Source organism: [Mycobacterium] fortunisiensis (assembly GCF_019050325.1).
GTDB lineage: Bacteria > Actinomycetota > Actinomycetes > Mycobacteriales > Mycobacteriaceae > Mycobacterium > Mycobacterium fortunisiensis.
The window spans coordinates 20088-44312 of record NZ_VOMB01000004.1; the positions used below are offsets into that span (position 1 = coordinate 20088).

At 65.8% G+C, this 24225-nt stretch carries 25 protein-coding genes; 18 read left to right on the forward strand and 7 right to left on the reverse strand.

Translation table 11 applies throughout. The features are described from left to right. Positions 1-8: 8 nt before the first annotated feature. Positions 9-1190, reverse strand: a complete 1182-nt coding sequence (locus FR943_RS03055) for an acyl-CoA dehydrogenase family protein (RefSeq protein ID WP_217154845.1) — start codon at positions 1188-1190, stop codon at positions 9-11. An 83-nt stretch (positions 1191-1273) separates the two neighbouring features. Further along, positions 1274-2338 carry a ferredoxin--NADP reductase gene (locus FR943_RS03060; RefSeq protein WP_217154846.1) on the reverse strand — a complete coding sequence of 355 codons (1065 nt, stop codon included), beginning with the start codon at positions 2336-2338 and terminating at the stop codon, positions 1274-1276. Between the two features lie 147 nt (positions 2339-2485). On the opposite strand from FR943_RS03060, the gene FR943_RS03065 reads away from it, so the two are divergent. The 5 genes from FR943_RS03065 (at position 2486) to FR943_RS03085 (ending at position 7135) form a co-directional block, all read left to right on the forward strand. Continuing rightward, positions 2486-4084, forward strand: a complete 1599-nt coding sequence (locus tag FR943_RS03065) for a flavin-containing monooxygenase (protein WP_217154968.1) — start codon at positions 2486-2488, stop codon at positions 4082-4084. 66 nt (positions 4085-4150) lie between these two features. Next, positions 4151-4945 (forward strand): SDR family NAD(P)-dependent oxidoreductase, encoded by a 795-nt coding sequence (locus FR943_RS03070; protein ID WP_217154847.1) that lies wholly within the window; start codon positions 4151-4153, stop codon positions 4943-4945. A gap of 2 nt (positions 4946-4947) precedes the next feature. Then, positions 4948-5796, forward strand: coding sequence for an LLM class F420-dependent oxidoreductase (locus tag FR943_RS03075; protein WP_217154848.1), 849 nt, complete (start codon positions 4948-4950; stop codon positions 5794-5796). Next, positions 5793-6287 carry a nuclear transport factor 2 family protein gene (locus tag FR943_RS03080; RefSeq protein ID WP_217154849.1) on the forward strand — a complete coding sequence of 165 codons (495 nt, stop codon included), beginning with the start codon at positions 5793-5795 and terminating at the stop codon, positions 6285-6287. Before FR943_RS03075 ends, FR943_RS03080 begins: the two co-directional genes overlap by 4 nt. A 5-nt stretch (positions 6288-6292) precedes the next feature. Further along, on the forward strand, positions 6293-7135 hold the full coding sequence (locus FR943_RS03085) for an SDR family oxidoreductase (protein ID WP_217154969.1): 843 nt from the start codon (positions 6293-6295) through the stop codon (positions 7133-7135). A 556-nt stretch (positions 7136-7691) separates the two neighbouring features. Here FR943_RS03085 and FR943_RS03090 read toward each other — a convergent pair. Then, a complete protein-coding gene (locus FR943_RS03090; RefSeq protein ID WP_372448070.1) occupies positions 7692-8516 on the reverse strand; it encodes an alpha/beta fold hydrolase in 825 nt (274 codons plus the stop codon). A gap of 287 nt (positions 8517-8803) precedes the next feature. Between FR943_RS03090 and FR943_RS03095 the strand changes: the two genes are divergently transcribed. Genes FR943_RS03095 through FR943_RS03130 form a run of 8 tightly spaced genes read left to right on the forward strand, consistent with a single transcriptional unit; the run spans position 8804 to position 17913 of the window. Further along, positions 8804-9574: an MlaE family ABC transporter permease gene (locus FR943_RS03095; RefSeq protein ID WP_217154851.1), complete on the forward strand. Its 771-nt coding sequence runs from the start codon at positions 8804-8806 to the stop codon at positions 9572-9574. After that, positions 9571-10425 (forward strand): ABC transporter permease, encoded by an 855-nt coding sequence (locus FR943_RS03100; RefSeq protein ID WP_217154852.1) that lies wholly within the window; start codon positions 9571-9573, stop codon positions 10423-10425. Before FR943_RS03095 ends, FR943_RS03100 begins: the two co-directional genes overlap by 4 nt. 11 nt (positions 10426-10436) lie before the next feature. Beyond that, complete coding sequence (locus FR943_RS03105) at positions 10437-11624, forward strand: MCE family protein (protein WP_217154853.1); 1188 nt, start codon at positions 10437-10439, stop codon at positions 11622-11624. Beyond that, positions 11621-12652, forward strand: a complete 1032-nt coding sequence (locus tag FR943_RS03110; protein ID WP_217154854.1) for an MCE family protein — start codon at positions 11621-11623, stop codon at positions 12650-12652. Before FR943_RS03105 ends, FR943_RS03110 begins: the two co-directional genes overlap by 4 nt. After that, the gene (locus FR943_RS03115) at positions 12652-13734 is read left to right on the forward strand and encodes an MCE family protein (RefSeq protein WP_217154855.1); all 1083 of its coding nucleotides are present in this window, start codon (positions 12652-12654) and stop codon (positions 13732-13734) included. Before FR943_RS03110 ends, FR943_RS03115 begins: the two co-directional genes overlap by 1 nt. Further along, positions 13731-15203, forward strand: coding sequence for an MCE family protein (locus tag FR943_RS03120; protein ID WP_217154856.1), 1473 nt, complete (start codon positions 13731-13733; stop codon positions 15201-15203). Before FR943_RS03115 ends, FR943_RS03120 begins: the two co-directional genes overlap by 4 nt. After that, positions 15200-16375: an MCE family protein gene (locus FR943_RS03125; RefSeq protein WP_217154857.1), complete on the forward strand. Its 1176-nt coding sequence runs from the start codon at positions 15200-15202 to the stop codon at positions 16373-16375. The genes FR943_RS03120 and FR943_RS03125 overlap by 4 nt, the downstream gene beginning before the upstream one ends. Further along, positions 16375-17913, forward strand: a complete 1539-nt coding sequence (locus tag FR943_RS03130) for an MCE family protein (protein ID WP_217154858.1) — start codon at positions 16375-16377, stop codon at positions 17911-17913. The genes FR943_RS03125 and FR943_RS03130 overlap by 1 nt, the downstream gene beginning before the upstream one ends. A gap of 22 nt (positions 17914-17935) precedes the next feature. Here FR943_RS03130 and FR943_RS03135 read toward each other — a convergent pair whose 3' ends face one another. Continuing rightward, positions 17936-18448, reverse strand: coding sequence for an Rv2253/PknI dimerization domain-containing protein (locus tag FR943_RS03135; RefSeq protein WP_217154859.1), 513 nt, complete (start codon positions 18446-18448; stop codon positions 17936-17938). Positions 18449-18638: 190 nt separating this feature from the next. Between FR943_RS03135 and FR943_RS03140 the strand changes: the two genes are divergently transcribed. The 4 genes from FR943_RS03140 to FR943_RS26715 all read left to right on the forward strand — a co-directional run bounded on the left by FR943_RS03140 (position 18639) and on the right by FR943_RS26715 (position 20664). After that, the gene (locus FR943_RS03140; protein ID WP_217154970.1) at positions 18639-18974 is read left to right on the forward strand and encodes a hypothetical protein; all 336 of its coding nucleotides are present in this window, start codon (positions 18639-18641) and stop codon (positions 18972-18974) included. After that, the gene (locus FR943_RS03145) at positions 18961-19392 is read left to right on the forward strand and encodes an Rv2576c family protein (RefSeq protein WP_308170439.1); all 432 of its coding nucleotides are present in this window, start codon (positions 18961-18963) and stop codon (positions 19390-19392) included. The genes FR943_RS03140 and FR943_RS03145 overlap by 14 nt, the downstream gene beginning before the upstream one ends. 127 nt (positions 19393-19519) lie before the next feature. Beyond that, a complete protein-coding gene (locus FR943_RS03150) occupies positions 19520-20059 on the forward strand; it encodes an Rv1363c family protein (protein WP_217154860.1) in 540 nt (179 codons plus the stop codon). After that, positions 20056-20664 carry a twin-arginine translocation pathway signal gene (locus FR943_RS26715; RefSeq protein ID WP_217154861.1) on the forward strand — a complete coding sequence of 203 codons (609 nt, stop codon included), beginning with the start codon at positions 20056-20058 and terminating at the stop codon, positions 20662-20664. Before FR943_RS03150 ends, FR943_RS26715 begins: the two co-directional genes overlap by 4 nt. Before the next feature lie 18 nt (positions 20665-20682). Here FR943_RS26715 and FR943_RS03160 read toward each other — a convergent pair whose 3' ends face one another. Further along, complete coding sequence (locus FR943_RS03160; RefSeq protein WP_217154862.1) at positions 20683-21009, reverse strand: hypothetical protein; 327 nt, start codon at positions 21007-21009, stop codon at positions 20683-20685. Between the two features lie 207 nt (positions 21010-21216). On the opposite strand from FR943_RS03160, the gene FR943_RS03165 reads away from it, so the two are divergent. After that, on the forward strand, positions 21217-22464 hold the full coding sequence (locus FR943_RS03165) for a TetR/AcrR family transcriptional regulator (protein WP_217154863.1): 1248 nt from the start codon (positions 21217-21219) through the stop codon (positions 22462-22464). Here FR943_RS03165 and FR943_RS03170 read toward each other — a convergent pair. Together FR943_RS03170 and FR943_RS03175 are read right to left on the reverse strand one after the other, a co-directional pair. Then, the gene (locus FR943_RS03170; RefSeq protein ID WP_217154864.1) at positions 22431-22700 is read right to left on the reverse strand and encodes a DoxX-related protein; all 270 of its coding nucleotides are present in this window, start codon (positions 22698-22700) and stop codon (positions 22431-22433) included. The two genes, FR943_RS03165 and FR943_RS03170, sit on opposite strands and share 34 nt — an antisense overlap. 16 nt (positions 22701-22716) lie before the next feature. Next, complete coding sequence (locus FR943_RS03175; protein ID WP_217154865.1) at positions 22717-24201, reverse strand: flavin-containing monooxygenase; 1485 nt, start codon at positions 24199-24201, stop codon at positions 22717-22719. Positions 24202-24225 lie beyond the last annotated feature (24 nt).

Below are 24225 nucleotides of genomic sequence, written 5' to 3' on the forward strand. Positions count from 1 at the left end.
TCGTCCTCTCAGATCATCGCCCGCAGCGGACCCTGCGGGTCCACGCCCAGCGAGCTCAGTGCCGAGGCGTGATAGACCGTGCCGGGTACGTGAATGGCATGCGCCTGGCCGACGTGCACATCGCGCCAATAGCGTTGCAGCGGTTTGTCCATCCGCGCCGCGTTGCCGCCGCACCGGGCGAAGATCTCGTCGACCGCCGACACCGCCCGCCACACCGCCCGCACCTGGGTGCGCCGGCCCGCGGCCCGGTCCTCGAACGACACTTCGGAGCCCGAGTCGACGAGGTCGTAGATTCGGTCGGCGTTGGCCAACAGCTCCTGGCGCGCCGCGTTGATATCTGCGGCGGCCTCCCCGATCGCGTACATGACGTAGGGATCATCCTTGATCGCCACACCGCTGGAGTTGACCCGCTCCCGCTGGTAATCGAGCGCGGCGGCCAGCGCGCCTTCGGCGATTCCGATGGTGGCTGAGCTGATGCCGAGCGGGAACATGGTCGACCACGGCATCAGGTAGAGGGTCTCGGTCATCCCGGCCTCGCGCTGGGCGGTGCCGTCCATCACCTTCATCGCGTCCATCGTCCGGTACGACGGCACGAACGCGTCCTTGACGATGACGTCCTTGGAGCCGGTTCCGCGCAGCCCCACCACGTTCCACGAGTCCTCCACGATCTCGTAGTCCTTGCGCGGCAGAATCATGTGCAGCATCTGCGGGGGCATCAGCGGTTTACCGTCGCTGTCGCCGATCATCGCGCCCAGGAAAATCCAATCGCAATGGTCTGTGCCCGAGCTGAACTGCCAGCGGCCGTTGAAGAGGTAACCGCCGTCGACCGGGGTGGCCACTCCCTGCGGCGCGTAGGGCGACGCCACCCAGGTGTCGACGTCGTCGGCCCAGATCTCGGCGGCGACACGGGGGTCGGCGTAGGCGAGCTGGTAGGGGTGTACACCCACCACCCCGTTGATCCATCCGGCCGACGGGTCCAGCGCGGCGGTGGCCATCACGGTCTCGGCGAACTCGCGCGGATGGACCTCCAGGCCGCCGTGCGCCTTGGGCTGCAGCAAGCGGATGTTGCCCGCCGCCTTCATCAGCTTCACGGTGTCGTCGGTGAGCTTGCCGATCTTCTCGGCTTCGGTGCCTTGCTGACGCAACTGGTCGGCGATGTCGCGCACCCGGTCGATCACGCGCTCGGTCATTGTTCGGTCCTATCGTCGAGGGCTGGCATTGATGGTGTACCGCTTTGATCCCCGTGGGCGCTGCCAATCCCGGTCAGTGGAAATCAGAACTCGATGTGGATGTCGTCGGAGACCGGCCGGGCCTGGCAACCGAGGATCACCCCGTCGGCGAGGTCCTCGGGCTCCAGGATGTCGCAGGCGGCCATGTCCACCTCGCCACAAACCACCGTGGCCGCGCACGACCCGCACTGGCCCTCCTTGCAGGAGTACGGCACGTCGACGCCGGCCCCAATGAGCACGTCGACCAACGTCGCCTGTCGGGGCCACCTGAGCCGGTGGCTGGCCCCGTCGAGGTCCACCTGCACGGTTGCGCTGTCACCGTCGTCGGAATCCGTTGCCACGCGGGTGGTGTCTTCGGCGAACGGGTCACCGGACAGCGACTGGAACACCTCGAGGTGGGTCCGCTCCCGCGGCACCCCGGCCTCGGCGAGCGTCTCCTTGATCACCGCCATGAACGGTGCCGGACCGCACACGAACGATTCGAAGCCCGCGGACCCGGCGAAGACGGTCTGGGTGAACCCGCTCAGCTGGGCCCGGGTCGGCAGGCCCCGGATCGACTCCAGCCAGTGCAGCACCGTCAGCCGGCCCGCATAGCGGGCGGCGAGGTCGCGGAGTTCGGCGGCGAAGATCACCGAGCGCTCGTCGCGGTTGGCGTAGCACAGGACCACCCGGCCGGTACCGGCCACCAGCACCGATTTCAGGATCGACATCACCGGCGTGATGCCGCTTCCGGCCGCCCACAGCAGGAAGTCGGCATCGAGGCTTGCCGGGGTGAACAACCCCGAGGGCGGCAGCACCTCGATGGTGTCGCCGACATTGACGTTGTCGCACAACCAGTTCGAACCGTAGCCGTCGGCGGTGCGCTTGACGGTCACCTTGGGTGCGGCGTCGGTGTGCGGTGAGCTGGCCAGGGAATAGCACCGGGCCACCGATCCGGTCAGCTCGCTGGGGACCCGCAGGGTCAGGAACTGCCCGGGGCGGTAGGAGAACTGCTCGCGTCGCTCCTCGGGGATGCTGAAGACCAGCGAGCGCGCGTCGGGGCTCTCGTCGATGACATCGGCCACCGTGACGAGGACGCTCCGGGTGGTCTGGATGCTCGCGTCGGTCATGGGCGGAGATTCTGACCATCGGGGCCGACAGTGCCAACCCACCGGTTCCGGTGGCCGGGACGCTGGGGCGAGGCGTCCGGTGACCGGGAACCGCGGCCGCCGGGCCAGGCGCCGGCGCCTACCGTACGGCGGGTGAGCAGTGGATCGATGAGCGTCGTGGATGTTGTGGTGGTGGGCGCCGGCTTCGGCGGCCTGTACGCGGTACACAAGTTCCGGTCACAGGGGCTGTCGGTGCGGGCCTTCGAGGCCGCACCCGAAGTGGGCGGAACCTGGTACTTCAACCGCTACCCGGGAGCGCGGTGCGACGTCGAGAGCGTCGACTACTGCTACTCGTTCTCCGATGAACTCCAGCAAGAGTGGACCTGGACCGAGAAGTACGCCACCCAGGCCGAAATCCTCAAGTACATCAACTGGGTCGCCGACAAGCTCGATCTGCGCCGCGACATCACATTCGAGACCAGGGTGAGTTCAGCGGTGCTGGACGAGCAGACGCTGCGCTGGACCGTCACCACCGATACCGGTGAGACCGTCGACGCGCGGTTCGTGGTGATGGCCACCGGGCCGTTGTCGGCCGCGATGACCCCTGACTTCCCGGGCCTGGACACCTTCGCCGGGGACATCTATCACACCGCCCACTGGCCACACGAGGACGTGGATTTCACCGGCAAGCGCGTCGCGGTGATCGGCACCGGATCCTCGGGGATCCAGTCCATCCCGCTCATCGCCGAACAGGCCGAGGCGCTCTACGTGTTCCAGCGGACCCCGAACTACAGTGTGCCGGCCGGCAACCGTCCACTGACCGGCGAGGAGACCGCCGCGATCAAGGCCAACTACGCCGAGCGGCGCCGGATGTCGTGGCGCAGCGGCGGCGGCTCACCGCATGTGGCGCACCCGAAGCTGACCATGGAAGCCACGCCTGAGGAACGGCGTGACGCCTTCGAGAAGCGTTGGGAACTGGGCGGTGTGCTGTTCTCCAAGACTTTCACCGACCAGATGGTTTCCCTGGAGGCCAACGAGGAGGCTCGTAAATTCTACGAGGACAAGATCCGCGCCGTCATCGATGACCCAGACCTGGCCGAAGCCCTGATCCCGACCGACCATCCGATCGGTACCAAGCGGATCTGCACCGACACCAACTACTTTCAGACGTTCAACCGGCCCAACGTCCACCTGGTGAGTGTCCGTAAGACGCCGATCGAATCGATCGACGCGTCGGGCATCAACACCTCCGACGCGCACTATGACATCGACGCGCTGGTGCTGGCCACCGGATTCGACGCGATGACCGGGACGCTGGCCAAGATCGACATCGTGGGCCGGGGCGGCAAGAAGCTGGTCGATGACTGGGCTGACGGGACCCGCACCTACCTGGGACTGGGCACCGACGGTTTTCCCAACCTTTTCCTGGTATCCGGTCCAGGGGCCCCCGCGGTGCTGGCCAACATGGTTCTGCACGCCGAGGCCCACGTGAACTGGATCGCCGACGCCATCACCTATCTCGACCAGAACGGCTACGCCGCAATCGAACCGACCGATGATGCGGTGGACAGCTGGATCGCCGAGTGCGCCCAGCGCGCCGAGGCCACACTGTTCACCAAGGCCAACTCCTGGTACATGGGCGCCAACGTGCCGGGCAAGCCCCGGATGTTCATGCTGTTCATCGGAGGCTTCGGGACATACCTGGACATCTGCAACGAGGCAGCGGCGGCCGGATACAAGGGATTCGATCTGCTGAAGGCGCCGTAGTGCCGACGCCGCACCTGACCGAGAACGGTCAGCAGATGCCCGAAGTACACAACGTCAGGAGACACTGTGATTGATCTGGCCAAGTACGGACCGTGGGCTGTCATCGCCGGAGGCTCCGAAGGGGTGGGGGCCGAGTTCGCCCGACAACTTGCGAAGTCCGGATTCAACCTGGTGCTCATCGCCCGCAAGCCCGGTCCGCTGACCGCCACCGCCGAGCAGTGCCGCGAGCTGGGTGTCGAGGTGCGCGCGATCTCGGTGGATCTGCTGGATCCCCAATCAGTTTCGCGGATCGCCGAACAGACCGCCGATCTCGAGGTGGGGCTGCTGATCTACAACGCAGGCGCCAGCACCTGCAACGAGTTGTTCCTCGACACCGACCTGGGCGAGTTCCAGAAGGTCACCGACCTCAACGTCACCCGGATGCTCGAAATGGTGCAGCACTACGGACGCCCGATGGTCGACCGCGGCCGCGGCGGCATCATGATCGTCGGTTCGCTGTCGGGTTACATGGGCGCCTGGCGCCACTCCATCTACGCCGGCGCCAAGGCGTTCTCCCGGATGTTCGCCGAAAGCCTTTGGCTGGAACTGCGTGAACGCAACGTGGACGTCCTCGAGCTGGTGTTGGGCGTGACGCGCACTCCGGCGATGGAGCGGGTCGGATTGAACTTCGATGCTCCTGGCATCCTGGTGAACGAGCCGGCCGAGGTGGCTGCCGAGGGTCTTGCCCACCTGGCCGACGGCCCGGTGTGGGTGGCCGGCGGCAACGCCGAGCGGGCCGAGGCCAACAGCGCCCCGGACCGGTCCCGGGTGGTGCTGGAATCGCATGAGGCCATCATGGCGCTCATCGCGGGGGCACACTGACGGTGCGGCTGGGTCTGTCGACACCGGTGGTGGTGCAGGTCCCTGGCATCGCGTCACCTTGGGAGGCCGAAGCGGGAATCGAAGACCTGGCCCGGATCGCCTCTACCGCAGATGATCTCGGCTTTGATTACCTGACCTGTTCCGAGCATGTGGGTGTGCCGTCGGCGGATGCGGCGGCGCGCGGTGCGGTGTACTGGGATCCGCTGGCCACGCTGGGATTCCTGGCCGCGCACACCCGGCGGATCCGGCTGGCCACTTCCGTGCTGGTGCTGGGCTATCACCACCCGCTGGAGATCGCCAAACGGTACGGCACCCTGGACCGGGTCAGCGCCGGGCGCTTGGTGCTCGGGGTGGGAATCGGTTCCCTGAAAGAGGAATTCGACCTGCTCGGTGCGCCGTGGCCGCAGCGGGCGGTGCGGGCCGATGATGCGCTGCGGGCGCTGCGGGTCTCGTTGTCGGATGCCACCCCGGCCTATCACGGTCCGTTCTACGACTTTGAGGGCATGACGGTGCTGCCGCACGCCGAGCAGGACCGGGTGCCGATCTGGGTCGGCGGCCGCAGCGCCGCGTCGCTGCGCCGGGCGGTCGAGCTGGCCGACGGCTGGATGCCGTTCGGGTTGGCATCGGGATCGGTGCGGGATCTGCTGGCCGGCGCCGAACTGCCCGCCGGATTCGACGTGTTGCTCTCGGTCAGCGTGGATCCCGGGTCCGACCCGGTGGCCACCCGGGACCGGCTGACAACCCTGCGTGATGCCGGTGCCACCGCGATCACCTGCGCGGTGCGGGCCGACAGCGCAGACCACTATTGCGAGCAACTCGCCCGGTTGCGTGATATCGAGGAGCACCTATGACCGTCGAACAGCAGTTACTCACCCGGCTGCAGCGCATCGAAGACGAGCTGGCCATAACGAAGCTCCTTGCCTCCTACGGCCCTTCGGTGGATGCTGGTAACGCCGACAACGCCGCGGCGCTGTGGGCGCTCGACGGCACCTACGACGTCGAGGACTGGCTGATGGCCGGGCGCGCCGGGGTGCACGACATGGTCGGCTCGACCGGCCACCAGGAGCTGGTCGCGGCAGGGTGTTGCCACTTCCTCGGTCCGGCCGTGGTCACAGTCGACGGTGATCGTGCCGTCGCGGTGTGCGAATCTCTCGTGCTGTTGCGCGACGAGACGTCCGGCTACCGGGTGTGGAGGGCCACCGCCAACCACTTCGCGCTGGAACGGGTTGACGGGCGATGGCTGATCACCACTCGCACCAGCAGGCTGCTGAACGGGGACCCGTACGCCCATACCTTGCTCAACCTCGGGTTGGCCGGGTCGACCGTGCCCGGCCAGGACTGATGAAAATGGGTACCTATGTGGTGACCGGCTCGGCGTCCGGGATGGGTTGCGCTGCGGCGGAGCGGTTGCGGGCCGACGGGCATCGCGTCATCGGTGTCGATTTGCGTGACGCCGAGGTGATTGCGGATCTCTCGACCGTGAACGGCCGCATCGAGGCGGCCGTGGCGGTGCTCGAGTTGGCCGGTGGGCGGTTGGACGGCGCGGTGCTGGCGGCCGGCGTCGGTCCGTTACCAGGGCGCGACAACGTCAAACTGATCCTCTCGGTCAACTACTTCGGTGTGGTCGAACTACTGCAAAAGTGGCAGTCGGCCTTCGCGACCGCGGGTAACGCAAAAGTGGTTGTCGTCGGCAGCAATTCGAGTACCACCATGCCGATGGTGCCGCTGCGGGCGGTGCGGGCGCTGTTGCGCGACGACCTCGACGGCGCGGTCAAGACTCTGCGCCGGTACCGTGTGGTTGCCCCCTCGCTCACCTACGGAGCGTCCAAGATCGCGGTGTCGCGGTGGATCCGGCGCAACGCGGTGTTGCCGGATTGGGCAGGCGCCGGGATCCGGCTGAACGTGATTGCTCCCGGCGCGATCCGAACCCCGCTGCTGGAGAAGCAGCTGGCCTCCCCGCGAGAAGCCAAAGCGGTGCAATCCTTCCCGGTCCCCGTTGGTGGCTTCGGCGATCCCGAACACCTCGCCGAGTGGATGGTGTTCATGCTCTCGGAGGCAGCCGACTTCCTGTGTGGAAGTGTCATTTTCGTCGACGGTGGATCGGACGCGTACTTCCGTGCTGATGACTGGCCCCGGCGGGTGCCGACGCTGAGACTTCCGGCGTACGCCTGGAAGTTCCTGCGTCGTTGAGCCTGCGGTGTCGTTGAGCCTGCGGTGGCTGTTGCAATTTTCGGTGGTTTCGACGACACGACGCCGGTGAGGTTGTCGCACCAGTCGCAGATTACGGAGGGGAGTGCGATGTGCCCGGCTATTAGCGACAATCCAGCGACAATCGCCACATCGGTACCGATGGAATCACCAAACCCACTGTCGCTGGGCATTTTTGGAACATGTACACCACTGACCACGCGAACCCCACGCGTCCAATGCCCACCTGTCAGCGACACTGTCGCTGGCAGGCAAGCCGAATTCTGTGGCACACGTGGCTGATTGTCCTGAAGTGACGTGAATGAAGATCATGCATGTGACGTACGGGTACCCTTGGTGCATACGAGGCGATTGTCGCTGAATTGTCGCTCATAGCCGGGCAGCTCGGCACCCGCTTCCCGCGCGCGACACGCCCGATCGCGGACACATTTTGCGACAGCCACATGGTGGCAGTAATCCTCGGCGTAAGCCCTTCCGGGGTTGAATTAACCGTGGGTCTGCCCGATTTGTCGGTTCCGACCCGATTTGTCGGAACCGACTAGGCGTCCCGCTGCAAGAACTCGCCGACCACCGACTCGAAGGCAGCCTTTGCCTCGATCATGGCCCAGTGCCCGCAGTTGGGGAACACGTGGAACTCCGCGTTGGGGATGGTGCGCATCGGTATCAACGCCATGTCCAGCGGGCTCACCCGATCATCGCGTCCCCAAGTCAGCAGCGTCGGCACCGATACCTTGTGCATGCGGGCCCACGGCATGGGCAGGTCCGAGGCCGCCATCGCGGTCATCATCCCGGCGAATGCCGCCTTGCCGTACATGCGGCGCGCGGACTCCAAGGTCTCGGGATCGGTGGCCAGCGTCCAGCGCTCCTCGATGAGCTCCTCGGTGACCAGCGACTGGTCGTAGACCATGGAGCGCAGCCAGTCGACGAGCCGCTGCCGGGTCGGGTCCTCGGTGAACTCCTGGAGTAGCCGGATCCCTTCGCTGGGGCCGGGGGAAAAGATGGTGGTGCCGATCCCGCCGATCGTCACCAGCCGGCGGACCCGCTCGGGGGCGGTGATCGCGGTGTTGATGCCGACCCCGCCCCCCATGGAATTGCCGACGATGTCGACCCGGTCGACCTCGAGCGCATCCAGGAACGGGATGACCGCCCCCTGCGCGGTGATCATCGGGTGTCCACCCCAGTCATCCGACACCCCGAAACCGGGGAACTCCAGGATCAGGCACCGGAAGTGTTCGGCGAACGTCGGCAGCACACCGCGGAAGTTGCGCCAGCCGGTGACCCCCGGGCCCGATCCGTGCAAGAACAACAGGACGGGTCCGTCGCCGACATCGTAGTAGCGCAACGGTCCTGCGCTGGTGTTGATCTCACGAAGGTCCTGTGCTGCACCGGTGGTGACCGAAGCGGGATTCGACACGTCTCCTCTTTCGTCTCGCTGACACGTTGGATCCAGCCTCACACGGGGTCGGCGAAGTCGGCAATGGGGTGTTCCGCTGACTGGTGACCGCTGAGGTGACGCCCGATGGTGCCGGTCTCCCGTTGGGCGGGACACGACATGGTGTGGCCCGCACCGAACTGCGATGGTTCCCGGTCGAGACGTGTTGCAAGTCATACCGAGGTCCGGGTGGCGGACACGCAGAAACGGAGAAATCGATGCCGCAGCGCCAACTCGCCGCCCCCTTGGAAGGGGTGGGTGGGTTGTTCGCCATGTCGGTCGACGCCGCCCGGTTCGCGGTCCGTGGGCCCTTCCAGTGGCGCGAGTTCCTCGACCAGTCGTGGTTCGTGGCGCGGGTGTCGATGGCGCCGACGCTGCTGGTGGCGATCCCGTTCACGGTTCTGGTGTCGTTCACCTTGAACATCCTGCTTCGCGAACTCGGGGCGGCGGACCTGTCCGGGGCCGGCGCAGCGTTCGGCGCGGTGACCCAGGTCGGCCCGATGGTGACGGTGCTGATCGTGGCCGGTGCCGGCGCCACGGCGATGTGTGCCGACCTCGGATCGCGCACCGTACGTGAAGAGATCGACGCCATGGAGGTGTTGGGCATCAACCCGATTCAGCGCCTGGTGACGCCGAGAATGCTGGCCTCGGGGCTGGTTGCGCTGCTGCTCAACAGTGTGGTGGTCATCATCGGAATCCTTGGTGGATACCTGTTCTCGGTATTCGTCCAGGAAGTCAACCCCGGCGCGTTCGCCGCCGGCATCACCCTGCTCACCGGTATCCCTGAGGTCGTCATCTCATGTGTCAAGGCGGCCCTGTTCGGGGTGATCGCCGGGCTGGTGGCCTGCTACCGCGGTCTGACGGTGTCCGGCGGCGGCGCCAAGGCGGTGGGCAACGCGGTCAACGAGACAGTCGTGTACGCCTTTATGGCGCTGTTCGTGGTCAACGTGGTGGTCACCGCCATCGGCATCCAGATGACCACGCGATGACGATCTCGGCCCTGCGGTCCACCTATCCCCGGCTGACCCGGGTGGTGCGCCACCCCGCGGACGTCCTGGGCAGCATCGGCGACCACGTCCTGTTCTATGGCCGCGCCCTGGCCGGCGTTCCCTACGCGGCCACGCACTACCGACGCGAAGTCATCCGACTGATAGCCGAAATCAGCATGGGTGCGGGCGCATTGGCGATGATCGGTGGAACCGTCGTGATCGTCGGATTCCTCACCCTGGCCACCGGCGGGGTGCTGGCGATCCAGGGGTACAGCTCGCTGGGCAACATCGGCATCGAGGCGCTGACCGGATTCCTGGCCGCCTTCATCAACGTCCGCATCTCGGCGCCCATCGTGGCCGGCATCGGTCTGGCCGCCACCTTCGGTGCCGGGGTGACCGCGCAGCTCGGCGCGATGCGGATCAACGAAGAGGTCGACGCGGTGGAGTCGATGGCCATCCGGTCGGTTGAGTACCTCGTGAGTACCCGTATCGCGGCCGGCATGCTGGCGATCACGCCGCTGTACGCGATCGCGGTGATCCTGTCGTTCGTGGCCAGTCAGTTCACGACGGTGGTGCTGCTCGGGCAGTCCGGTGGTCTCTACGGCCACTACTTCAGCACCTTCCTCAACCCGATCGACCTGCTCTGGTCGTTCCTGCAGGCGCTGCTGATGGCCCTGGCGATCCTGCTGGTGCACACCTACTACGGGTTCTTCGCCACCGGCGGCCCGGCCGGCGTCGGGGTGGCGGTCGGTAACGCGGTCCGTACCTCGCTCATCGTCGTCGTGTCGATCACGCTGCTGATCTCGCTGGCCGTCTATGGATCCAACGGCAATTTCAATCTCTCCGGTTAGAGAAGGCACCTATGTCGAGTGACGCCAAACGTCTCCTTACGGGACTGATCACCGCTGTGGTGATCGCCGGTCTCGTGGTCGGTGCCATCGTGCTATTTCGCGGTGGTGCCGTGCCCACGGCCTCGGTGACGGTCATCTCGCCCCGGGCCGGCTTGGTGATGAACCCGGATGCCAAGGTCAAATTGCATGGGGCGCAGGTCGGCAAGGTCGTCAGCATCGACCCGCTGCCCGACGGTCGCGCGGCCTTGCGGTTGGCGATGAATCCTGAATACCTGCAACTGATTCCGGCCAACACCAAAGTCGAGATCGCCTCGAGCACGGTGTTCGGCGCCAAATTCGTCTCACTGCTGCCGCCAGAGCAGCCCTCGGCTGAATCCATGTATGCCGGCCAGGTGCTCGACGCCAGCCACACCACTGTCGAGATCAACACAGTGTTCGAGCAATTGGTATCGGTGCTCTCCCAGATCCAGCCGGAGAAGCTCAACCAGACGCTCGGCGCGCTGGCCCAGGCATTCGACGGCCGTGGGGACAAGCTCGGCCAGACCATGGTCGACCTCGACGCTCTGCTGGCCAAGATCGAGCCCAGTCTGCCGACGCTGAGTCACGAGATGTCCGTCGCCCCAGAGGTGATCCGCGCCTACGCCGACGCCGCACCGGATCTCATGACGACGGTGCGCAATGCAACACAGTTGTCCGACACCGTCGTGGACCGCCAGGATGATCTCGATCGGGTGTTGCTCAGTGCGATCGGACTCGCCGATGTCGGCGACGAGGTGCTCTCAACGAACAGCGCGGCGATCAGCACGACGATGCATCTGCTGGCCCCGACCACGAACCTGACCAACCAATACCATCCGGCCTTGACCTGTGCGCTCAAAGGCATGGAACCGCTCGCCATGGGTCCGCCGCAGCCCCTGCCCGGCGTCATGTTGCTGGACTCGTTCCTGCTCGGCACCGAGCGGTACCGCTACCCCGGGAATCTGCCGAAGGTGGCAGCCACCGGCGGCCCGCAGTGCATGGGCCTGCCCGAGGTCGGATTCGGTAACCGGCCGCCGTTCGTCGTCACCGATATCGATGCCGATCCCGCGCAGTACGGAAATCAAGGAATCCTGCTGAACTCCGAGGGTCTCAAGCAGGCGCTTTACGGCCCCCTCGACGGGCCGCCGCGCAACACGGCGCAGATAGGACAACCGGGATGACGCGAACCACCGGGACCGCAATCAAATTCGGCGTGTTCGGCATCGTCATGGCGCTGCTGACCGCTGCACTGTTCGCCATCATGGGCCAGTACCGGACCGGGTCCACCAACGGATACTCGGCGGTTTTCGCAGATGCCTCCAGTCTGAAGACCGGCGATTCGGTGCGGGTGGCCGGAATCCGGGTGGGGACGGTCAACGATGTTGAACTGCAGCCGGACAACACGGTGCTGGTCAATTTCGACTCCGACCGCGAGGTGGTCTTGACCACCGGAACCAAGGTTGTGGTGCGATATCTGGACCTGGTCGGCAATCGCTACCTGGAACTCCTGGACGGCCCCGGATCGACCAAGATCCAACCCCCGGGCTCGCAGATCCCGGTCGACCGCACCGAACCGGCATTGGACCTCGACCTGCTGCTGGGCGGGCTCAAACCGGTGATCCAGGGCCTCAACGCCCAGAACGTCAACGCCTTGACGAACTCGCTGATCCAGATCCTGCAGGGCCAAGGTGGCACGATGGAATCCCTGCTGTCCCATACGACCTCGTTCACCCAGGCACTCGCCGAGAACGGCCAGACCGTGCAACAGCTCATCGACAATCTGCGAACCGTGGTGGCCACCGTGTCCAAGGACGGTGACAAGTTCTCCGGAGCTGTCGATCGGCTTCAGCAACTCATCACCGGGCTGTCGCAGGAGCGCGACCCGATCGGGGAGGCGATCACCGCCCTGGACAACGGAACGGCGTCGCTCGCCGACCTGATGACACAGGCCCGTCCGCCGCTGTCGGGCACCGTCGAGCAGCTTTCCCGGCTGGCGCCGCTGCTGTCCAACGAAACTGACATGGCCAGACTGGATCTGGCGCTGCAGAAGACTCCCGCCAACTACCGCAAGCTGGTCCGGCTGGGTGCCTACGGCAGCTTCATCAACCAGTACCTGTGCGGCATGAACGTTCGGGTCACCGATCTGCAGGGGCGCACCGCCTACTTCCCCTGGATCATGCAGACCACCGGACGTTGTGGGGAGCCCTGATGCTGAAATATCGTGGAGCGCACCTGATCCGCAGCGGGCTGATCGGCATCGTGCTGATCGTACTGATCATCGCAGTCGGCCTGCAGCCACAAGCTCTGTGGTCATGGGCCTCGTCCCTTCAGTACCGTGCGCTGTTCACCGAAGCCGGCGGGCTCACCACCGGCAACGAGGTCAAGGTCTCCGGCGTGACCAAGGGCAGCGTCGTGGATGTCTCCTTGAGCCACGGTAAGGCCCTGGTGACCTTCACCCTCGACAGCGGGGTGCGCCTGGGCCACGAGACCACCGCGCACATCCGAACCGGAACGATGCTCGGTGCGCGGATGCTGACCGTGGAACCGGCCGGTTCGGGCGCCATGCGCACGGCGGACACGATCCCGGTGACCCGGACGTCGTCACCGTATTCGCTGACCAACGCGGTCGGCGACTTCACCACCAACACGGCCGGTACCGACACGGCGGCATTGACCCAGTCGCTGGATACCTTGTCGGACACCATCGATCGGGTCGCACCCCAGTTGGGCCCGACCTTCGACGGGCTGAGCCAGTTGTCGCAGACCATCAACAGCCGCAACGAATCCTTGGCCGACCTGCTCAAGAGCGCTGCCGAGGTGACTGGCATCCTGTCCAAACGCAGCGAGCAGGTCAACACGCTGCTGCTGGATGCCAACGCGTTGACCGGGGTGCTCGACCAGCGCCGGTACGCAATCGTGAACCTGCTGGCCAACACCTCGTCGCTGGCCCAACAGATCTCCGGACTCGTTCAGGACAACGAGGAGAAGCTGGCTCCTACCTTGGCGCAGCTCAACTCGGTGACGGCGATGCTGGAGCGCAACCGTGACAACATCACCCAAGCGTTGGCCGGTCTGGCGAAATATCAGGTCACCCAAGGTGAATCCGTGAACAACGGGTGGTACTACAACGCCTTCGTCGGCAACCTGCTGCCGTCACAGACGTTGCAGCCTTTCCTGGACTACGCATTCGGCTTCCGACGCGGCACCAATGCCGGACAGCCGCCCGACAACGCCGGCCCGCGTGCCGAGTTCCCCTGGCCCCGCAACGGCATCCCCGGAGGAAGTCGATGATCACCCGCCACCGCACCCGGCTCAGCCGCACCACGCTCGTCCTGCTCGTCGCGCTGGCCCTGGCCGGCACCGCAGTGGTGGTGCGCCAGACCGTGTTCCGGCCCACCATCATCACGGCCTACTTCACTTCGGCTACGGCTGTCTATCCGGGCGACGAGGTCCGCGTCGCCGGGGTGAAAGTGGGTTCGATCCGCAGCATCGAACCGGCCGGCAGTCAGGCACGGGTCACCCTCGCTGTCGACCGTGGGGTGCAGATCCCGGCCGACGCCAAGGCGATCATCATGGCGCAGAACCTGGTGGCCGCCCGCTATGTCCAGCTGGCGCCCGCCTATGAAGATGCCGGACCGACGATGGCCAACGGTGCCCAGATCGGGGTGGATCGCACCGCCGTGCCCGTCGAGTGGGATCAGGTCAAAGACCAGCTGACCCGGTTGGCAACCGATCTGGGACCGATCAACGGGGCGTCGGGGACCTCGCTGAGCCGGTTTGTCGACAGTGCGGCCGCGGCGATGGACGGCAACGGCGAGAAGCTGCACCAGGCGATCAGCCAGTTGTCCGGGGTAGCCCGCATTCTGGGGGAGGGCAGCGGCAATGTCGTCGACATCATCAAGAACCTGCAGGTCTTCGTCACGGCCTTGCGGGACAGCAACACCCAGATCGTGGAGTTTCAGAATCGTCTGGCCAGCGTCACCAGCGTGGTGGACGGGAGCCGCTCCGATCTGGACGGCGCCCTGACCAACCTCGCCGATGCCGTCGGCAACGTCCGCAGGTTCATCGCGGGAAGTCGTGACCAGACCGCCGAGCAACTGCAGCGGTTGACCAACGTCACCCAGAACTTGGTCGACAACAAGGTCAAGCTGGAGAACGTCCTACACGTGGCACCCAACGCGCTGGCCAACGGCTACAACATCTACAACCCCGACAGTGGCACCGCGGTGGGAGCCTTCGCGCTGTCGAACTTCGCCGACCCGGTGTCGGTGGTGTGCTCGGCGATTGCCGCGGTCAAGAATGCCACCGCGGCAGAGACATCCAAGCTGTGTTCGCAGTACCTCGGGCCGGCCCTGTCGTTGATCAACTTCAACTACCTGCCGATGCCGTTCAACGCCTATCTGCGCAAGGCGCCCAGCCCGGAGAACCTGGTGTACACCGATCCGGCCCTGGCCCCCGGTGGGGCCGGCGGGCAACCGGTGCCGCCCGAGCAGCCGCCTGCGGTGTCGGCCTACACCGGAGCCGGTGACGTACCTCCGCCGGCAGGGTGGACCGATCCCGCAGGCCCGCCCGGTGCATACGCACCCAACGGGTTACCGGCCAACCCGGCGCCGGCACTGTTCCCCGGGGCCCCGGTGCCGCCCGGTGTACCCGCTGTCGCGCCCGAGGCTGCCGAACCACCAAAGTCGCTGCAAGACATGATGCTTCCGGCTGAGGCCGGTCCACCGTCCGCACCACCGGCTCCAGGAGGCACACCATGACCACTCGGCGGTCGTTTGCCCGCCTGGCCGCTGTGCTTACGTCTTCGATGGTGACGTTGACCGGGTGTGCCTTTCACGGGCTGAATTCGTTGCCGCTGCCCGGCACCGTCGGCCGGGGAGGGGATTCGGTGACCTACCGCGTCGAACTGGCCAATGTCGGGACATTGGAAGCGAATTCACCAGTCATGATCGGTGATGTCATCGTCGGCAGCGTGTCCGGAATGAAGGTGCAAGGCTGGCACGCCGCCGTGCAGGTGTCGGTCAAGCCTGACGTCGTGGTCCCGGCCAACGCGGTGGCCACGGTGGGGCAGACCAGTCTGCTGGGCTCGATGCATGTCGCGCTCGACCCGCCGCTGGGACAGCAGGCGTCGGGCCGGCTGGCCCCGGGCGCCACCATCGGGCTGGACCACAGCTCGACCTATCCGTCGACCGAGCAGACGTTGTCGTCGCTTTCAGTACTGGTCAACGGAGGCGGCCTGGGCAAGATCGGCGACCTGGTGACCGAATTCAACGCGGCGCTCGACGGCCGCCAGGATCAGATCCGTGATCTGCTCACCCGGCTCGACAATGTGGTCGGCATGTTCGCCGACCAGCGCGATGACATCAACGCCTCGATCGGCGAGCTGAACCGGATGGCCGGCTCCCTGTCGGGGCAGCAAGACGTGATCACCAATGCGCTGCAACGGATTCCGCCGGCGCTGGACGTCCTGATCAAGCAGCGCCCACGGATCACCACGGCACTGGAGAAATTCGGCCGGTTCAGTGACACGGCGCACCATCTCATCAACGAGACCCGCGATGATCTGCTGACCAACCTGCGCAACCTGGAGCCGACGGTTCAGGCGCTGGCCGATGTCGGTCCGAACCTGGCCACCGTGCTGGCGTTCGCCCCGGCGTGGCCTTATCCGCAGAACTTCATCGATCGGGCAATCCGCGGTGATTACCTCAATGAGTTCATCACCTTCGACTTCACCGTTCCGCGGCTCAAGCGAGGTCTGTTCCTCGGAACCCGTTGGGGGCAGGAGGGAATGCCACTGACACCTGCGCCCGGCGACCCGTGGTACGCCAACTACACGAAGGACCCGCTGAACATGCCGCTGACACCTGCGCCGACGGCGGTGGCCACGATGCCGCCGCTGGTCGATCCTGCCCCGAGCGAAGGAGGTAACTGATGCTCACCCGCTTTGTGCGAATCCAGCTGGCAATCTTCGCAGTTGCCTCGATCGTCGGGCTGGCCGTGATGGGTGTCGTCTACCTGCAGACCCCAACGCTGTTGGGTATCGGGCGGATGACGGTGACCCTGCAATTGAAGGGCACCGGCGGGCTGTATCAGTTCTCCAACGTCACCTACCGCGGTGTCCAGATCGGCAAGGTCACCGACGTCCGGCCCACCCGCGACGGAGCGCAAGCCACGCTGTCGCTGAACACTTCACCCAAGATCCCCGCCGACCTGCACGCCGCGGTGCTGAGTGTGTCGGCGGTCGGCGAGCAGTATGTGGATCTGCAACCGATCCACGATTCCGGGCCGTATCTGCACGACGGTTCGGTGATTCCCGTCGACAACACCTCGATTCCCCAAGCCGTCGGACCGATGCTCGATCAGGTGAGTTCACTGATCGGCAGCATCCCCAAGGACAAGATCGGCCCGTTGCTCGACGAGACGTTCAAGGCGTTCAACGGCTCGGGATACGACATGGGCTCGATGCTGGACTCATCGTCGAAGTTGATCGCCGAGGCGAACGCCGCCGCCGATCAGTCCCGCGCGCTCGTCGATGACAGCGCCCCGCTTCTCGACGGCCAGGCCTCCTCGATCGACGCGATCGGTACCTGGGCCCGCAGTATGGCCGGTATCAGCACGCAGCTCGCGGCCAACGACCCGCAGGTGCGCACCCTGCTCAAGGACGGCCCTGGAGCTGCCGACGAAGCTTCCCGGTTGTTCAATCAGGTCAAACCGACTCTGCCGATGCTGCTGGCCAATCTGACCAGCCTGGGCCAGGTGGCGGTGACCTACCATCCCGCCCTCGAGCAACTGTTGGTGCTCTTGCCGCCGGTGGTCTCCTCGACCCAGGCCTACGGTGCGCCCAAGAACAACCCAACCGGTATGTCGTTGGGCGACTTCACCTTGAACATCGGTGACCCACCAGCCTGCACGGTCGGGTTCCTGCCGCCGTCGGCGTGGCGGTCCCCGGAGGACACCAGCGATATCGACACCCCCGACGGCCTGTACTGCAAACTGCCGCAGGATTCTCCGATCGGGGTGCGCGGGGCGCGTAACTATCCGTGCATGGGTAAACCCGGGAAGCGTGCCCCCACCGTCGAAATCTGTAACAGCGACGAGCCTTACCAGCCGTTGGCGATGCGTCAGCATGCGCTGGGCCCGTACCCGATCGATCCCAACCTGCTGGCCCAGGGGATAGCGCCGGATGCCCGGGTGGATCACGACGCGACCATCCATGGCCCGCTGGAGGGCACCGCGCCGCCGGCCGAGGCGCCGCCGGTCGCACCACCCGTCGAGGCGCCACCTGCCGGCGGGGGTGTGATCGCACCGAGTGCGTTCGCCCCCAACACATCTGATGGGCCGTCGGTCGCGGTCGCCAGCTACGACCCACAGACCGGCCGCTACGCGACACCGGACGGAAAGGTGTATCGGAAAGCCGATCTCGTCCCGCGCACCGGAGAGCAGACGTGGAAGGATCTCTTCTCGGTCTGAGCTCGCCGGCCCGGCGAACGGGTCAGTCGACCTTGACCAATTTGAACGGCATCGTGATGAACAGAACGTTGCTGCTCCCGCACGTCCCGCTGACACCGGTCGTCGAATCCTCACCCAGCAGCGTCGTCGACGTCGGGTCGGTGGCGGTGGCGTCGGCGTTGGACGGAAAGAACCGGTACACCTGCAGGCCGGGCCCGGCGGTCCCGTCGGGACACGGCTGCCAGTTGTCGACTGTTTTCTTGACGTACCAGACGCCGCTCTTCATGTAGATGGGTGCGCTCCAGCCCCAGTCGGTGTGCACGGTGCCGGTGCACTCGGTGGGGTAGCTGCAGGTCGTGGCGATCGTCCAGGTGCCACGGATACTCGCCTCGTCGTGGAAGACATCGTTGGTCTTCGCCCATTCTCCGTTGGAGGTGGCGACGTAGGTGCCGTTGAGTCCCCAATCCGGGGACGCGCCGGCGACCGGGCTGTTGGGTCCGTTCATCGCGACGGCGGCCAAAACACCGGCGCCGATGACTGCCCTGGACACCCGCATGATGAACTCCTTTGCACATCGCCTCCCCGGCGCTCGCCGTGGCAGCTTTCACTGTCCAACTTCAGCCGGGTTTTGACGGACAATGTCCCATCCAGCGGGCAGCGCGACGGCAGTCGGATTTTGCCGTGGCACAGTGTCGTTCGTGCGGGTACCGGTGGCGGCCAGGATCGGTCTGCTGAGTGTGGCGATCATGTCGGCGGTCCTGACGCCCTACCCGGCGCCGGCGAACGCGCAACCCGATATCTGTAGCGAACCCTCGTGTGTACCAGGGATTGCCGGTGGCGCCGTACTCGGTGCGCCCTGCTCGAACACCACCCACTTCGTCTTCGGCACCACCTCGTGGGGGCGGTTGGTGTTCTGCGGGTCGCCGCGCCGATACGAGCCCCGCTACTTCCGATCGCCGCCGTTGAAAGGCATCCGTCAGGAGAACACCACGTGTACCGGATCGGAAAGCACGGTCGCCCAGGCGCCCGACGGGCTGCTCTTGAGCTGTGTGGCGGGCAGGTGGGTTCGTGGTGACACCTGACGGTCGGGTGAGCGCGCTGGTCGCCATGGCAGCAGTCGGTGCCGGGATTGCAGTAGCGGGGCCGGCGCACGCCGACGAAGCGGTGGCGCCCTATCGGGTGACCTACACCGTCAGCGTCGATCAGCCGACCAGTGCCGGCATCTACTTCCGCGAAGTCGACCCGCCGACATGGGCGGACTACAGCCACAATCCGTATCAGTTCAGTCCCAAGGTCGATGTCGCCCTCGATCCGGGCCGGCCGTGGGTCCGCGAGGTGGCATTGGCCGACCCGATGAAATGGGCCATGGTCACCGTCACCACGGCGGGACTGGCTCCGCCGTCTGAGCGAACCCTGAGCTGCGAGTTGGCCGTGAACGGAGTCGTCGTCGACCGTGCTTCCGGGACTCAAGGGGCGTTGTGTTCCCTGCGGAGCTGGTGAGCACTCGCGGTCCGAAAACTGAGCTGCCCGATGGGTGGGAGATTGCCGCCGACGCCGATTCGGGTGGCACTACCGTGCGGCAGCAGTCATATCGGCCGTGACCGGTCGAGCCCAACCGGAGGTGCACATGCGGTTATTCAGCCGCTCCGATCAGGACGAGCCAAGCGAGAAGCGCAGGTGGCGTCCGAAACTCGTGACGGTGCTCGGTGGCGTGGCGATCCTGGTCAGCGGGGCACTGCTGGCTGCCAACGGGTACCTGGTCTGGGATCACCAGCAGGTCGACCGCGAACAGCAGCGCCGAGCGGAGTTCGCGGCCGCGGCATCGCAAGCCGCCGTCACCTTGATGTCCATCGACAGCGCCACCGCGAAGGACAACGTGCGGCAGATCATCGACAACTCGACCGGAGGCTTCAAGGAGGATATCGAGTCTTCGGCCGAGGATCTCGTCAAGGCCGCACAGGACTCGAAAGCGTCGACGAAAGCCACGGCGCAGGCCGCTGCGGTGCAATCGATGGACGCCGACACCGCGGTCGTCCTCGTCAGTTCGGCGACCACGGTGAGTAACACCGCGGGGGCGGACCAGCAGCCGCGGAACTGGCGTCTGAGCCTCACCATGGTCGATGACGGGAGCCAGATCAAGATGTCGAAGGTGGAATTCGTCCCGTGAGCACAACGATCGCAGCAGCCGAGATCGACAACGAGTCGGACACCGAGGAAACCGTCGGTGTCGAGGCCGAACCGGACCTCGCCGAACAGCGATCCGAGGCCTCGCTGCGGTGGCCTGGCCGAATCGCACGGCGATGGCGACTGATCGCGGTGACGGGCCTGCTGCTGGCCTCGGCGGGCTCGCTGGCGGCCCTCTATTTCGGTGTGTACCGCGTGGACCACGGGGCTGTCGCAGCGTCCACGGCAGTCGTCGAGGCGGCATCGGAAGGTTCGACGGCGATATTGTCCTATGCCCCCGACAGTTTGGATCAGGACTTCGCCACCGCCCGGTCGCGGCTGACCGGTGAGTTCCTGACCTACTACAGCCAGTTCGCGGATCAGTTCGTGGCGCCTGCGGCCAAACAGAAAGACATCGAGGCCACCGCCTCGGTGGTTCGCGCTGCCCCGATCCGGGTGCAGTCCGACTCCGCGGAGGTACTGGTCTACCTGAACCAGGCCACGACCAGCCGTGACAACCCGCAGCCCGCTCAGGCGGCCAGTGCGGTGAAGGTCGGGCTGACGAAAGTTGACGGGAAGTGGCTGATCTCGTCGTTCGACCCGGTCTAGCTCAGCCTCCGAACGCGCCTAGTGGGTGTCGCGCTTGGGCAACAGGCTTTCGTGCGCCGAGGACGTGGCCGCCCGGACCAGCACGGCGATCACCGCCAGCGCGCCCAGCACCACGATCGGGATCGCCCACAACCGGCGCGTCGTCAGGGCCGACCCACATTTGTCGACGTACTCCTGGCCGGCCGCCGTGGCCTGCACCAGGTGGGCCGAGTATCCGGAGCCGCAGGGGATCTGCATCCCGAACTGATCGAAATCGTCCAGGTAGACCGGCAGGCTCATCACATACAGCCCGATGCCGAGGACGATGATCCCGGCTATCCCCAAGTAGATGGCGCGAAAACTCACGATTCCCCTTCAGGTCATGCAGACGTCGGTGTGCGTGCCTGACCAAACGGTACCGATCACCAGATATGGGCGGTGCGGTGGGCCAGCAACGCTGTGGCACTGGCAACCACCGCACCTCCCATCCCGCCCCGACGCCACATATGTTAACGGCTATTCTGCGGCCAACTGCCATTTTGACCGGGCTGGTTCCTCCGTTATGGTGACGGAATGGCGCGCATCTCGCCCCGGTCCATCGACAGTGGTGCCAATGGTGTGCGACGTCGGCCCAAGGACCGAAAGGCCCAGATAGCGCGCGCCTCGGCGGAGTCGTTCAGCGCTCTGGGATACCACGGTGTGAGCATGGAGGCCATTGCCTCGCGGGTGGGGATCTCCGCGCCCGCGTTGTATCGGCACTATTCCAGCAAGTACGAATTGTTTCGCGACGCCGTGCTGAACCTCAGCCAGCAACTGGTTGACGGAACCGCCTTCGCCGACGAGGCCGACGGGGACCCGCGCGAGCAGTTGCGCCGGCTCGTCGCCGCGCTGAGCGACACCGCGTTGGTTAACCGCGAATCCGGCGGGCTGTACCGCTGGGAGGCGCGCTATCTGCGCGGCGACGACCAGAGCACCCTCGATGCACAGGTGCGCACGGTGCATCGTCGGATCCATCGGCCCCTGACGCAACTGCGGCCCGAACTGGATTCGCATGAACGCTGGACGCTGTCGACCGCGGTGCTGGGCGTGATCGGCAGCGTCGTCGACCACCGCTCCAAGCTGCCCGCCGGTCAGATCCGAGCCCTGCTGGCCGATATCTGCGACACCGTGCTCGCCGCCGACCTGCCGGAGTTCCCTGCCCCGGCCGATCCGCCTGCGACGCCGCCCCCCACGGCAAGCGTCACCAAATACGAAGCGCTGTTGACCGAATCGATGCGGCTGTTCAATCTGAAGGGCTACCGCGACACCACGATGGAGGACATCGCCGCCGCCGTCGGCATGCCCGCGTCGGGTATCTACCGTTACTTCTCCGGCAAAGCCGACATCCTGGCCGCCGGGTTCCGCCGGGCCGCCGACCGGCTGTCAGCCGACATGGCTGAACTGCTGAGCGCGGCCGACGATCCCGAGCAGGCGCTCGGCGCGCTCATCGACGACTACGTGGCCCGCTCGTTCGACCACCCCGAACTCGACTACGTCTACTACACCGAGCGCCTGAACATGACGCCCGCCGACCAGAAGATCCTGCGCGATCTGCAGCGCGCGGCCGTGGAGTCCTGGGTGGAGGTGGTCATGCCGGTGCGCCCACGCTGGAGTGCGGGGCAGGCTCGGTTCGCCGTGCATGCGGCGATGGCCTTGGTGATCGACCTGGGCCGGCTCATGAACTATCAGAATTCCGAGCAGGCCCGGGCCGTCGTCGCGGTCATGGTCGATATGACGCTGCTGGGCCGCTACCGGTTGCGGACGGCGTTGCCGGCCAGGTAGGCCAGGTAGCCGACGGTCCCCACCGCGGCCAGCTTGCGGGTCTTGGGGAGCAGCAGGCCCAGGCCGATCGCGGTCTCGATGCTGCCGTTGGTGTAGATGTGCTTCTGCGTGTCCCTCGGGAACGCGGGCTTGGTGATCGACTCGAACAGCTGCGGCTTCACAAAATGTGAGATACCGGCGCCGGCGACTCCGAGACCGACGAGGGTGGCCAGCTTGGAGTTCTTGCCCTCTGCCATGTGTGATCCTTCCTGATCAGGCAAATGTGTAGTCGCTCAACGGGAATTGTGAAGCTTCTGTGACGGCCCGGCGGGTCGTCATCGGCCGGAGCAGCGTGGCTTCACCGGCCGGATTGAAATAGTACGACCGTGCCGATGCGCAATTACCGAGGGTGAACAACGAGTCCCCCAACGCCTCGGTCATCCGGTCCAGGTAGCGGGCATTGGCCTGCTCGGTCACCTCGAACGTGGTGGCGTTGCGGCGCCGCACCTCACCGAACAGCCGGTCCATCAGGTGCATCTGATACTCCATGGTGTTGAAGAAGTTCAGACCCAGGAACGCATATGGGCTGGCCAGGCTCAGGTAGTTCGGGAAATACGGCATCGAGACACCCTGATAGGCCTGGAACCGGGTTTCGCGCCACCACTTCCCGAGGTTGCGGCCCTCGCGCCCGATCACTTCGATGGCCGGGAAGTTGGCCTCCCACAAATCGAACCCGGTGGCCAGGACCAGCGTGTCGATGACGGTCTTGCTGCCGTCGGCGTTGACGATCCCGTCGGGCTCGACGCGCTCGATTCCGTCGGCCTGCAGGTGCACGTGCGGTTTGGTGAACGTGCGGTAGTAGCTGTTGGAGAACGTCGGGCGTTTGCAACCGAAGTCGTAGTCCGGGGTCAGTTTGCGGCGCAGCTCCGGGTCACGGATCGAGGCGAACCGGTGCAGCTTCGCCAGGTCGGCCGCGGCGATGTTGAACCGGCGGAAGTACCGGTGCTTGAGTACCGCAGTGTCCACCATGAACGCGTAGATCGCGTCGGTGACGGCGCGGACGGCCCGCTGGGTCAGCGGGATCCGGTCGAACAGGGTGCGGATCCGCGGCCCGAACTTGAGGTCGACCTTCGGCACCACCCAGATCGGGGTGCGCTGGTACACGGTCAGATCCGCAGCGGTGCGGGCCAACTCGGGGATGAGCTGCACGGCGGTGGCGCCGGTCCCGATGATCGCGATCCGGCGGCCGTCGGCGACGAAGTCGTCGGCCCAGTCGGTGGTGTGCACGACGGTGCCCTCGAAGTCGCCGATACCTGGGATGTCGGGGGTGTGCGGCTGGGACAGGAAACCGGTCGCGGTGAACAGGAACCGGGTGCTCAGCTGTTGGCCGCCCCCGAGTGCCACCCGCCAGAGCGCGGCCTCCTCGTCCCAGTGGGCGCCCTCGACGTCGGTGTTGAACCGGATGTGCCGGCGGACGTCGTACTTGTCGGCGACGTCGTCGGCGTACTGCTTGATCTCGGTGCCGGTGGAGAACAGCCGCGACCAGTTCGGATTCGGCTCGAAGAAATACGAGTAGGTCGTGGTGGGCACGTCGACGGCCAGACCGGGGTAGTGGTTGACGTACCAGGTTCCGCCCAGATCGTCCTCGCGTTCCAGGATCACGAAGTCCTCGATGCCCATCCGCTTCAGCTGGATGGCGGCGCCGATCCCGGCGAAGCCGGCGCCGACGATGATCGCCTCATGATGCCGCGGTGCCATACTCCAGACAGTACCGCAGGTACC

What these genes read in the sequence shown, in the direction of transcription:
- FR943_RS03055 (WP_217154845.1), bottom strand. Translation starts at nt 1,190, where the DNA reads ATGACCGAGCGCGTGATCGACCGGGTGCGCGACATCGCCGACCAGTTG.
- FR943_RS03060 (WP_217154846.1), bottom strand. Translation starts at nt 2,338, where the DNA reads ATGACCGACGCGAGCATCCAGACCACCCGGAGCGTCCTCGTCACGGTG.
- FR943_RS03065 (WP_217154968.1), top strand. Translation starts at nt 2,486, where the DNA reads ATGAGCGTCGTGGATGTTGTGGTGGTGGGCGCCGGCTTCGGCGGCCTG.
- FR943_RS03080 (WP_217154849.1), top strand. Translation starts at nt 5,793, where the DNA reads ATGACCGTCGAACAGCAGTTACTCACCCGGCTGCAGCGCATCGAAGAC.
- FR943_RS03085 (WP_217154969.1), top strand. Translation starts at nt 6,293, where the DNA reads ATGGGTACCTATGTGGTGACCGGCTCGGCGTCCGGGATGGGTTGCGCT.
- FR943_RS03095 (WP_217154851.1), top strand. Translation starts at nt 8,804, where the DNA reads ATGCCGCAGCGCCAACTCGCCGCCCCCTTGGAAGGGGTGGGTGGGTTG.
- FR943_RS03100 (WP_217154852.1), top strand. Translation starts at nt 9,571, where the DNA reads ATGACGATCTCGGCCCTGCGGTCCACCTATCCCCGGCTGACCCGGGTG.
- FR943_RS03105 (WP_217154853.1), top strand. Translation starts at nt 10,437, where the DNA reads ATGTCGAGTGACGCCAAACGTCTCCTTACGGGACTGATCACCGCTGTG.
- FR943_RS03110 (WP_217154854.1), top strand. Translation starts at nt 11,621, where the DNA reads ATGACGCGAACCACCGGGACCGCAATCAAATTCGGCGTGTTCGGCATC.
- FR943_RS03115 (WP_217154855.1), top strand. Translation starts at nt 12,652, where the DNA reads ATGCTGAAATATCGTGGAGCGCACCTGATCCGCAGCGGGCTGATCGGC.
- FR943_RS03120 (WP_217154856.1), top strand. Translation starts at nt 13,731, where the DNA reads ATGATCACCCGCCACCGCACCCGGCTCAGCCGCACCACGCTCGTCCTG.
- FR943_RS03125 (WP_217154857.1), top strand. Translation starts at nt 15,200, where the DNA reads ATGACCACTCGGCGGTCGTTTGCCCGCCTGGCCGCTGTGCTTACGTCT.
- FR943_RS03130 (WP_217154858.1), top strand. Translation starts at nt 16,375, where the DNA reads ATGCTCACCCGCTTTGTGCGAATCCAGCTGGCAATCTTCGCAGTTGCC.
- FR943_RS03135 (WP_217154859.1), bottom strand. Translation starts at nt 18,448, where the DNA reads ATGCGGGTGTCCAGGGCAGTCATCGGCGCCGGTGTTTTGGCCGCCGTC.
- FR943_RS03140 (WP_217154970.1), top strand. Translation starts at nt 18,639, where the DNA reads ATGTCGGCGGTCCTGACGCCCTACCCGGCGCCGGCGAACGCGCAACCC.
- FR943_RS03150 (WP_217154860.1), top strand. Translation starts at nt 19,520, where the DNA reads ATGCGGTTATTCAGCCGCTCCGATCAGGACGAGCCAAGCGAGAAGCGC.
- FR943_RS03165 (WP_217154863.1), top strand. Translation starts at nt 21,217, where the DNA reads ATGGCGCGCATCTCGCCCCGGTCCATCGACAGTGGTGCCAATGGTGTG.
- FR943_RS03170 (WP_217154864.1), bottom strand. Translation starts at nt 22,700, where the DNA reads ATGGCAGAGGGCAAGAACTCCAAGCTGGCCACCCTCGTCGGTCTCGGA.
- FR943_RS03175 (WP_217154865.1), bottom strand. Translation starts at nt 24,201, where the DNA reads ATGGCACCGCGGCATCATGAGGCGATCATCGTCGGCGCCGGCTTCGCC.